General features: G+C 70.8%; 7 protein-coding genes. 3 read left to right on the top strand and 4 right to left on the bottom strand.

The genetic code is table 11. The annotated features are described in order from the left end of the window. Positions 1–191: 191 nt before the first annotated feature. Positions 192–1,124, bottom strand: a complete 933-nt coding sequence (locus tag RWO82_RS09130; protein WP_314425935.1) for a LysR family transcriptional regulator — start codon at positions 1,122–1,124, stop codon at positions 192–194. 71 nt (positions 1,125–1,195) lie between these two features. Between RWO82_RS09130 and RWO82_RS09125 the strand changes: the two genes are divergently transcribed. Continuing rightward, positions 1,196–2,926, top strand: coding sequence for an FAD-binding protein (locus RWO82_RS09125; RefSeq protein WP_314425933.1), 1,731 nt, complete (start codon positions 1,196–1,198; stop codon positions 2,924–2,926). A gap of 76 nt (positions 2,927–3,002) precedes the next feature. Here the strand turns inward: RWO82_RS09125 and RWO82_RS09120 are convergent, their stop codons facing one another. Further along, a complete protein-coding gene (locus RWO82_RS09120; protein WP_314425931.1) occupies positions 3,003–3,320 on the bottom strand; it encodes a hypothetical protein in 318 nt (105 codons plus the stop codon). Positions 3,321–3,435: 115 nt separating this feature from the next. Here RWO82_RS09120 and RWO82_RS09115 point away from each other — a divergent pair, with 115 nt between their 5' ends. Both RWO82_RS09115 and RWO82_RS09110 read left to right on the top strand, forming a co-directional pair. Next, a complete protein-coding gene (locus tag RWO82_RS09115; RefSeq protein WP_314425929.1) occupies positions 3,436–4,932 on the top strand; it encodes an L-serine ammonia-lyase, iron-sulfur-dependent, subunit alpha in 1,497 nt (498 codons plus the stop codon). Positions 4,933–4,991: 59 nt separating this feature from the next. Further along, a complete protein-coding gene (locus RWO82_RS09110) occupies positions 4,992–5,744 on the top strand; it encodes an AAA family ATPase (protein WP_314425926.1) in 753 nt (250 codons plus the stop codon). Between the two features lie 60 nt (positions 5,745–5,804). On the opposite strand, the gene hrpB is transcribed toward RWO82_RS09110, so the two are convergent. Both hrpB and RWO82_RS09100 read right to left on the bottom strand, forming a co-directional pair. Further along, complete coding sequence (gene hrpB / locus RWO82_RS09105; RefSeq protein ID WP_314425924.1) at positions 5,805–8,357, bottom strand: ATP-dependent helicase HrpB; 2,553 nt, start codon at positions 8,355–8,357, stop codon at positions 5,805–5,807. 89 nt (positions 8,358–8,446) lie between these two features. Beyond that, the gene (locus RWO82_RS09100) at positions 8,447–10,057 is read right to left on the bottom strand and encodes an SPFH domain-containing protein (protein WP_314425922.1); all 1,611 of its coding nucleotides are present in this window, start codon (positions 10,055–10,057) and stop codon (positions 8,447–8,449) included. Positions 10,058–10,063: the final 6 nt, after the last annotated feature.

Below are 10,063 nucleotides of genomic sequence, written 5' to 3'. Positions count from 1 at the left end.
CCCGTCGCGAATGCGGCGGGGGTTTCCGCATGTCCGGGAGCGTTCTGCAGCATCCGCGCCCCGCTGCGAAGGAGATCTCGCGCAGCGAAGGAACGGATGCGGAGTTCCGTCCTTCCATGCGGGAGATCTCCTTCCCAGCGGGTGCGGAAGCTCCGGGTCAGCGGGAAGCTCGCTCCCGACGGGGCTAGGGATCAGTCCCGCAGGCTCGTGATCGCGGGGTCCCGTCGCGCGTAGTCCGCGGCGGTCGCGACGATCACGTCCCGCATCGCGGCGACCGCCAGCGCGGGGTTCACATCGGCGCGGTGGGCCAGACTCACGGTGCGCCGCATCATCGGATGAGTGAGCCGCACTGAGCGCAGTGCCGGCTGATCGAAGAGCACCATGGCCGGCACGACGGCCACTCCGACCCCCCGTTCGACGAAGCGGAGCAGAGCATCCATCTCCGCGCCCTCCAGCACGTGGTTCGGCGTGATGCCCGCGGCGCGGAAGGCGGCATCGGTGGTCGCGCGCAGCTCGTAGGTCTCGTCGAGTGCGATCAGCGGGAGGGTCGCGAGGTGGTCGAGTCCGATCGCCGGGGTGATCGCGACGGGAGGGCGGGACGCCGCTGAGACGACCACCAGCTCCTCGGTGAGCAGGGGCATGCGGGTGAGGCTGAAGCCCGAGGGCGGGGGACCGGTCGACTCGGTGATCAGGGCGATGTCGACCGCGCCGACAGCCAGCTGGTCGACGAGGAGTCGCGAGCCGCTCTCGTCGAGGTGCAGATCCACGCCGGGGTGGGCGGCGTGGAACGCGCTGATCGCCTCGGCGACGAGGCTGATGCAGAGTGTGGGCGGAGCGCCCAGCCGCACGCGGCCGCGACGGAGGCCCGCGAGCTCGCCCATCTCGTCGCGGATCGCCTCGGCCTCGGCGAGCATCCGCTGAGCGCGGGGGAGCAGAGCCTCTCCTGCGGCGGTGAGCGCGATGTGGCCGCGGGCTCGGTGGAAGAGCTCGGCGCCCAGCTCGCGCTCGAGCGTCGAGATCTGTCGACTCAGGGACGGCTGCGCGAGATGCAGGTACTCGGAAGCACGGGTGAAGTGGCCGAGACGGGCGACCTCGACGAACCCGCGGAGCTGCTCGAGGTTCATGCCCCGATCCTATCGATACCAGTAGAACTATGCATTGGAGTTATCGGATGGCCGTGCTTAGCGTGGAGTGCATGAGTCATCGCGAACGTCAGATCTCCACCACGGTCCTCGTGATCGGCACCGGTGGCTCCGGGCTCCGGGCCGCGATCGAGGTCGCCGAGCACGGCATCGACGTCCTCGCCGTCGGCAAGCGCCCCCGACAGGACGCCCACACCTCCCTCGCCGCCGGCGGCATCAACGCAGCCCTCGGCACCATGGACGAGGGCGACAGCTGGCAGCAGCACGCCGCCGACACCATCAAGGAGAGCTACCTGCTCGCCAATCCCCACACGGTCGAGATCGTGACCCGAGGAGCCGAGCGCGGCATCCGCGACCTCGAACGCTGGGGAATGGACTTCGCGCGCGAAGACGACGGCCGCATCTCGCAGCGCTTCTTCGGAGCGCACACCTTCCGTCGCACCGCGTTCGCCGGCGACTACACGGGCCTCGAGATCCAGCGCACGCTCGTCGCCAAGGCCGAACAGCTCGAGGTCCCGATCCTCGACCACGTCTACATCACGCGCCTGCTCGTGCGCGACAACGTCGTGTTCGGCGCCTACGGCTTCGACCAGTCCGACGGCACGCGATACCTGATCCACGCGGATGCCGTGATCCTCGCCGCGGGTGGCCACAACCGCATCTGGCGGCGCACTTCGTCGCGCCGCGACGAGAACACCGGAGACTCGTTCCGGCTCGCGGTCGAGGCCGGTGCGCGGTTGCGCGACCCCGAGCTCGTGCAGTTCCACCCCTCCGGCATCATCGAACCCGAGAACGCCGCCGGCACCCTCATCTCCGAGGCTGCGCGCGGCGAGGGCGGCATCCTGCGCAACGCGCTCGGCGAGCGGTTCATGTCGACGTACGACCCCGAGCGCATGGAGCTGTCGACCCGGGATCGCGTCGCGCTCGCCGCCTACACCGAGATCGCCGAGGGCAGAGGCACCGAGAACGGCGGCGTCTGGCTCGACGTCTCGCACCTGCCGCGCGAGACCATCATGACCCGTCTGCCCCGCGTGTACCAGACGATGATGGAGCTGCAGATGCTCGACATCACGACCGATCCGATCGAGATCGCGCCTACCGCGCATTACTCGATGGGCGGCGTGTGGGTGCGGCCCGACGACCATCAGACCGACGTCGACGGGCTGTACGCGATCGGCGAGGCGTCGAGCGGTCTGCACGGCGCGAACCGACTCGGCGGGAACTCGCTCATCGAGCTGCTCGTCTACGGGCGCATCGTCGGGCAGGCGGCCATGGCGCACGCGGCGGGCCTCGACGCCCAGCGTCGATCGGCGGATGCCGTGGCCCGGGCACGCGCCGAGATCGACGACCTGCTCGCCGCAGACGGCCGGGAGAACGTCCGCGCCCTGCAGCGTGCGATCCGCAACACGATGACGCAGCACGCGGGCGTCGTCCGTTCGGAGGAGGGCCTGCGGGCCGGTCTCGCCGACCTCGACATGATCGAGGGGCGGATGGAGGACATCGGCATTCATCCCGACATCGCCGGGTTCCAGGACCTCGCGCACGCGTTCGACCTCAAGGCCTCGGCGCTTGCCGCCCGGGCCACTCTCGAGGCCGCGCTGGAGCGGCGGGAGACGCGCGGATGTCACAACCGCAGCGACTATCCCGACACCGACCCCACACTGCAGGTCAACCTCGTGTGGTCGCCGACAGGCGGCGTGACGCACGAGTCGATCCCCGAGATCCCTGCGGAGATCGCCGAGCTCATGCGCGAGGTCGACACCGAGGGCAAGCTCGTCGAGTAGCCCTCCCCGAACTCGCTCCCGTCGCAGGGTGCATCGCGACGGGAGCGGCCGGGTGGCGGAGCGGGGTAGGAGTCGCTCAGTCGCCCTCGTCGGTCTCCGGACCGTCGATGACCCCGATCCCGACCGCCTCATGGTCGGGCTCGGGGTCGTTGCGCGTCGGGGCCTTGGGCTCTTCCGAGGGCTCCTTCTCGGTGCTCGGCTCTTCGAGTTCGTCGGTGCTCGGCACCTCGGAGGGGTCCGCATCTTCAGGGGAATCGGCCTCGGCCGGCTTCTCGGCGGTTCTCCCCGCGTCCGTGAACTCACCGGCATCGCCCGACGACGGCGTCGGGGTCGGGGTCTGGGCCTCGGGGTCGAGGTCGGAGGTCGGGTCCTGCTCGGGCGTGCTGTTCGTCATGATCGTCCCTTTCGCATCGGATGCCCCACCAGCATCGGACTCCGGCTCCGCGGCGAGAAGGGCCTTGACGGCGATGCCCCGACCCGTCTTCGCGGCCACGACGTAGGCTGAGGAGGTGACAGCGTACGTCTCGGCCTTCGATCTCTTCTCCATCGGAGTGGGCCCCTCGAGTTCCCACACCGTCGGGCCGATGCGGGCCGCTCTCGTGTTCGCCCGAGGCCTGCGTTCGACAGGCGCGATCGATCGTGTCGCACGCATCGGATGCACGCTCTACGGCTCCCTCGGTGCCACCGGAATCGGGCACGGCACGCCCGATGCGGTGGTCGCGGGCTTGCGGGGCCTGGCGCCGGAGACCTGCGACCCGGCCGAGGTGCGGGCCGCGTGGACCGACCTCCGCGAGGGTGCGACGCTGCGGATCGACGGGTCTCACGAGATCCCGTTCGCGAAGACCGACATCGTGTTCGAGCCCCGCACCCGACTGCCCGGCCATCCGAACGCCATGACGATCAGGGCGTGGGATGCCGCCGGGGGTGTCGTCGCCGAGGAGACCTACTACTCCGTCGGCGGCGGGTTCATCCGTCGCGACGGCGAGGAGGCGACGCTCGCAGCGGCTCCGCTGCCCTACGCATACGCCGACGCCGCGTCGCTGATCGCGCTGTGCGACGAGCACGGACTCTCGATCGCCGAGATCGCGCGACTCAACGAGACGGCCACGCGCTCCGAAGAGGAGGTCGCGGCCGGACTCGATGCGATCTGGGATGCGATGGCCGCGTGCGTCGACAACGGACTGCATTCCGACGGAGTGCTGCCCGGCATGCTCAAGGTCAAGAGGCGGGCGAGCATGATCCGCGCCCAGCTCGAGGACGCGGAGGCCGACGGACACCGCGAGCTGCCGGGGGAGTGGCTCGGTGCGTTCGCCCTGGCGGTCAACGAGGAGAACGCCGCGGGCGGTCGAGTCGTCACCGCTCCGACGAACGGTGCCGCCGGCATCCTCCCCGCCGTCGCGATGTACTGGTGGAGGTTCCTCGCCGACTCGGGCCTCGGAGCAGGCAACGCCGTGACGCCGTACGGAGAGCTGGTCGGCAGCGCGCTGCTCGGCTTCGGCGCCGAGCCGTCGCTGGTCGCGGTCGGCGCGATCGACGATCCTGACGCGGTCGCCGATGCGAACCGTCGCCGCGGCATCCGTCGGTTCCTGCTCACGGCCACGGCGCTGGGCTCGCTGTTCAAGGCGAACGCCTCGATCTCGGGTGCCGAGGGCGGATGCCAGGCAGAGGTCGGCTCTGCGTGCGCGATGGCCGCCGGAGGTCTGACCGCCGTCATGGGCGGCACCAACCGTCAGATCGAGAACGCCGCCGAGATCGCGATGGAGCACCACCTCGGACTCACGTGCGACCCCATCGGCGGACTCGTGCAGATCCCGTGCATCGAGCGCAATGCGATCGCCGCGTCGACCGCGGTCACGGCTGCCCGTCTCGCGCTGCGCGGCGACGGCAGCCACTACGTCTCACTCGATGCGGTGGTCGAGACCATGCGTCAGACCGGCATCGACATGTCGACGAAGTACAAGGAGACCAGCGAGGGCGGTCTCGCGGTCAACGTCATCGAATGCTGATCCGATGTCCCGACGGTCGCGTCGGTGCCTGCGGCTAACCTCCTTCGAAGGAGGAACGCATGGAATCGATCTGGACCCCCGGGAGTCGTCGTCGGCGAGAGCAGCCGGTCGTCGCCGTGCGAGCGAGCGACGACGCGCCGGAGGTCGGGCGGATCTGGCCGACGAGCATCCCCGCAGTGGCCCAGGTGCTGGAGGAGGGGATCGACCTCTCGCCCGGGGTGACGTTCCTCGTCGGCGAGAACGGCAGCGGCAAGTCCACGATCGTCGAGGGGATCGCGATCGCCTACGGTCTCTCGCCCGAGGGCGGGTCGCGCAACGCCATGCACAGCACCCGGCCGACCGAATCCCCCCTGTCCGAGTGGCTGCAGTTGCAGCGAGGTGTCGGAGCGAACCGCTGGGGATTCTTCCTGCGAGCCGAGACGATGCACTCGTTCTACACCTGCCTCGAAGAGAATCCCTCCGCGCGGGGCGATGTGGCGTTCCACGAGATGAGTCATGGAGAATCCTTCCTCGCGCTCCTCGACAGCCGGTTCGACGAACCCGGCTTCTACTGCCTCGACGAGCCCGAAGCCGCGCTCTCGTTCCAGTCGACGCTCACCCTCATGGCCGTGCTGCAGCGCATCGTCGACGACGGCGGACAGGTGCTGTGCGCCACGCATTCGCCGGTGCTCGCCGCGCTGCCGGGCGCCCGGATCCTCGAGGTGGGGGAGTGGGGCATCCGTCCTGCCGAGTGGAACGACCTCGAGCTCGTGAACCACTGGCGCTCGTTCCTGCAGGACCCGCCGCGGTATCTGCGGCACCTGCTCGACTAGGCGCAGTCGACACGACCGATCTCTCGTGCCCCGACGGCGATCGCGATGCTCGGTCGCTGCTCAGCGCGCCGTGCGGTTCTTCGTGTGCTTCGTGGGCACGGCGGCCCAGGGGTCTTCCGGCCACGGATGCTTGGGGTAGCGCCCGCGCATCTCGGCGCGGACCTGCGCGTAGGGGCCGGACCAGAACGAGGCGAGGTCGTCGGTGACGGCGAGCGGGCGTCCCGCCGGCGACAGCAGATGGAACAGCACGGGCACCCGCCCGTCGACCAGGCGCGGTGTGGCGGCCCAGCCGAAGCACTCCTGCAGCTTCACGGCGACGACCGGTCGCCCGGTCGCATCGTCATGCATCGGGTAGTCGATGCGCACCCTCGACCCGGTGGGAACCTCGAGACGATCGGGGGCGAGTTCGTCGAGGCGCGCGGCCTCGGGCCACGGCAGCAGGCGACGCAATGCCGGCGTCAGATCGATGCGCGCGGCCGAGGCGCCGTCGGCGAGAGCATCGAGCTCCGGAGCCAGCCACTCGTCGAGGGTCTCGAGCAGTCCGGCGTCCGATACGTCGGGCCAGGGGCTGCCGAGTTCGCGCCGGACCAGGGCCAGTCGTCGACGCAGACCCGCGGCGGCGTCGGACCAGCTGAACACCCCGAGTCCGTCACGTCGGAGGGCGCGCAGCACAGCGTCGCGACCCTCGGCGACCGACGCCCGCACGGGGGCAGATGAGCGCACGATCGCGCCGATCCGGCGTTCGTGCCGTGCCTGCACGCGGCCGCCGACGAACTCCGCCTCGACGAGGTCGGTCATCAGGTGGCTCGCGGCCCTCTCGATCTGCGTCTCGGTGACCGTCGCCGCGGCACGGATGATCGCTCCGGATCCCGCGGTCACCCGCCCCGAGACGCGCGCGGCCTCGGCGACGGCGAGCCATTCGCCCGCCGCGAGCGGCCCCCGCACGGCCGCGCGAGTACCCGAGGCGAACAGGAAGGTCGCGCCCTCCGCCGATCGTTCGACGCGACGGGCGATGCGCTCGGGGAAGGCCAGAGCGACCACGAACCCGACGCCGTCGAGATCGGGGCGTATCCCGGGCGTCGCGGGCGTCATCCGCTCGAGGCGGTCGGCGTCGCTGCGCCACCGGCGGGACTCGGGGGTGCGTCCGCCCCGCAGCGAGACGAGTGCCGTGGCGATGTCGGCGTCGCCGATGCGGGTGTCTCCCCCCAGCAGGGCGACGACCTCGGCCGCGAGTCGTGCTCCGACCGCTCTCGCACCGTCGCGGAGCGCTCGGGCCAGCCGCGGGTCGGTCGGGATGCGGGCCAGCGCGCGCCCCTCTTCGGTGGCTCGCCCCTGGCCGTCGACCGCTCCCAGGCCGCGCAGCACGGAGACGGCGTCTGCCAGGGCGTCTGCGGGCGGCGGATCGATCATGCGCAGGCCCGCCCCGCCGGGTGCTCCCCAGCAGGCGAGCAGCAGGGCGGCATCGGCGAGATCGCTCACCGCGATCTCGGGCACCGCGCGAGCGGGGGCGGCCGCGTATGTCCTCTCATCGACGCAGCGGATGACCGTCCCCGGTCCTTGGCGCGCTGCGCGCCCGGCTCGCTGCACGCACGACGAACGTGGAGCCGCGGTGGTCACCAGCCCCGTCATGCCTCGGCCGGCGTCGCGTTGCGGATGCCGCGCGAGACAGCTGTCGACGACGAGGCGCACGCCGGGCACGGTGAGCGAGGACTCCGCGATCGACGTCGTCACGATGATGCGCGCGGGCTCGTGGGGCAGGCGCCCGCGGATCACGGCATCCTGCTCGGCCGCGGGCATCTGGCCGTGCAGCTCCCGCACGTCGAACGCGCTGCTCGCGCTGCGGATGCGACGCGCGAGCTCGGCCACCTCGCGGGCGCCGGGCGCGAACACCAGCACGTCGGCCGCGGAGTCGGTGCGTGTCAGATCGAGGGCGGCGGATGCTGCGGTGGCAGCGACGTGATCGAGGAACGCCCAGGTGACTCCGCGCTCATCGAGACGAGGTGCGGCGCTCGGTGCCCAGCGCTCGGTGAGAGGGAAGGCGGGCACGTCGTGCTCGACGATCGGTGCCGGGCGGTCATCGCTCCCGATGACCGCGGCGATGCGCGCAGCGTCGAGCGTGGCCGACATCGTGACGAGCACGAGATCGTCACGCAGCGCGCGCACCTCGGAGAGCAGTCCGATCAGCAGGTCGGTCTCGAGAGCGCGCTCGTGCACCTCGTCGATGATGACGGCATCGACCCCGTCGAGCCCCGGGTCGTCGAGCATCCGCCGCAGGAGCACCCCCGCGGTCACGAACTCGACTCGGGTGTCCCGACCCGCCGAGCGCTCGCCGCGCACGGTGAAGCCCACGCGCGAGCCGAGAGGAGAGCCGTCGAGCTGGGCGAGCCGGCGGGCGGCGGCGCGAGCGGCCACGCGGCGGGGCTGTGTGACGATCACGCGACCGGCGGAGCGCGAAGCGAGCAGGGGCGGCACGAGCGTCGTCTTGCCGGTGCCCGGAGGTGCGCTCACCACCACCGAGTCGCTCGCGTCGAGCGCGTTCTCGAGGTCGCTCAGAGCATCCGCGAACGAGAGTCCCGCGCCGATGGCGGCGAGATCGAACACGGTGGACGGCACTGGTCCAGTCTGCCGGAACGAGCCCGGAGACAGCAGATGCCGCGACCGATCGGTCGCGGCATCCACTGTGTGAGGGCTTGTCCTGCCGGCTACTCCGCGTCGGGAGCGGTCGAAGCCGGCGCGGGCGGCGGGGGAGTGGTGGGGTTCGGCTGGCGCTCCGGTGCCGGAGACGGCACGGATGCCGCGGCCACTCCCTCACCGATCCCACGGCCCACGGCCTGTCCCTGGATGATCGAGGCGATGTCGAGTCCGGTCGCCGCGCTGACGCTGTCGAACACCGACTTGAGGGCCTTCGCGCTGTCGGCGCCGACGAGGTTCGATGCGCCTTCGTCGCCGGAGCCGCCCACGATCGAGACGTTGCCGATCGCGGCATAGCCCTTCGAGAACTCGGCCATGATCGACGGCAGCACATCGAGCACGCGCTGCGACAGGAAGGCGTCCTGGTTCGAGGCGATGGCCTTGGCCTCGGCTTCGACAGCCGCGGCTCGTGCTTCACCCTCGGCGCGGATGGCGTCGGCCTCGGCGTTCGCGCGAAGTCGGCGGGCCTCGGACTCGGCCTCGGCCTGCGCGCGCAGCGCGTCGGCCTCACCGGTCGCGCGGGCGATCGCGGCCGCCGCCTCACCGTCGGCCTTGGCCTTGTCGGCCTGGGCCTGCTGCTCGGCGATGCGGGTGCGGGCCTCGGCCTGCTTGACCTGCTCGATCGCGCCGGCCTCTGCCGCACGCTCACGCGTGTAGAGCTCGGCCTGCGCACGGGTCTCAGCCTCGTAGCGCTGGGCGTCGGCGACGCGCTTGACGTCGGCGTCGAGCTGGGCCTGGCGGTTCTCGGCCTGCTGCTGCAGAACGGCCTGCTGAGCCTGCTCGCGGGCGAGGTTCTCGGCCTGCTCGGCCTCGGCGCGCGCACGGCCGATGCCCGCGTTCGCGTTGGCGGTGTTGGTGTCGAGAGCGGTCTGCTCGACCAGGTTGGCTTCCTGGTTGGCGATGTTCTTCTGGTTGATCGCACGGTCGGCGTTGGTCTGCGAGATCTCGGCGGACTGACGCTTCGCCTGGATCTCGGGAGCGCCCAGCGACTGGATGTAGCCGACCTTGTCGGTGATGCCCTTGATCTGGAACGAGTCCAGGATCAGACCCTGCTCGGCGAGCTCCTGCGAGACGTCGGCGGCGATCTGGTCGGAGAACTTCTTACGCTCGCGCATGAGCTCGACGACCGAGAGCGTCGCGACGATGCCGCGGAGGGCACCCTCGAGCTGTTCGGTGGTGAACTGCTCGATCGCCTTGTCCTGCGAGGCGAAGCGCTCTGCAGCGCGGCGCACGAGGATGGGGTCCGAGCCGATCTTCACGATGGCGACGCCGTCGACGTTGAGCGTGACGCTGTCGAGCGACTGGGCCTCGGCGTTGAGCGACACCTGACGCGAGCGCAGCGAGATGATCTCGTGGCGCTGCGTGATCGGGTTCACCAGGGACTTGCCGTTCACGATGACCGTGACGGGCGACTCCGACATCTCGTCGCGTGTCGACCCGTCAGCGCCGATGACCGCGCGCGCCACCTTCTGCTTGCGTCCCGAGATGACGAGCGCCTCGTCGGCGCGGGCGACCTTGATCCAGCTGCGTGCGAACAGCAGCAGGATGAGCAGGACGACGACTGCGGCGACGACCGCTATCCCGACGATGACGAGGATGCCGACGATTCCGGCGATCTCCATGAATGA

Source organism: uncultured Microbacterium sp., from assembly GCF_963521645.1.
GTDB lineage: Bacteria > Actinomycetota > Actinomycetes > Actinomycetales > Microbacteriaceae > Microbacterium.
This window is presented reverse-complemented; position numbering and strand designations above follow the sequence as displayed.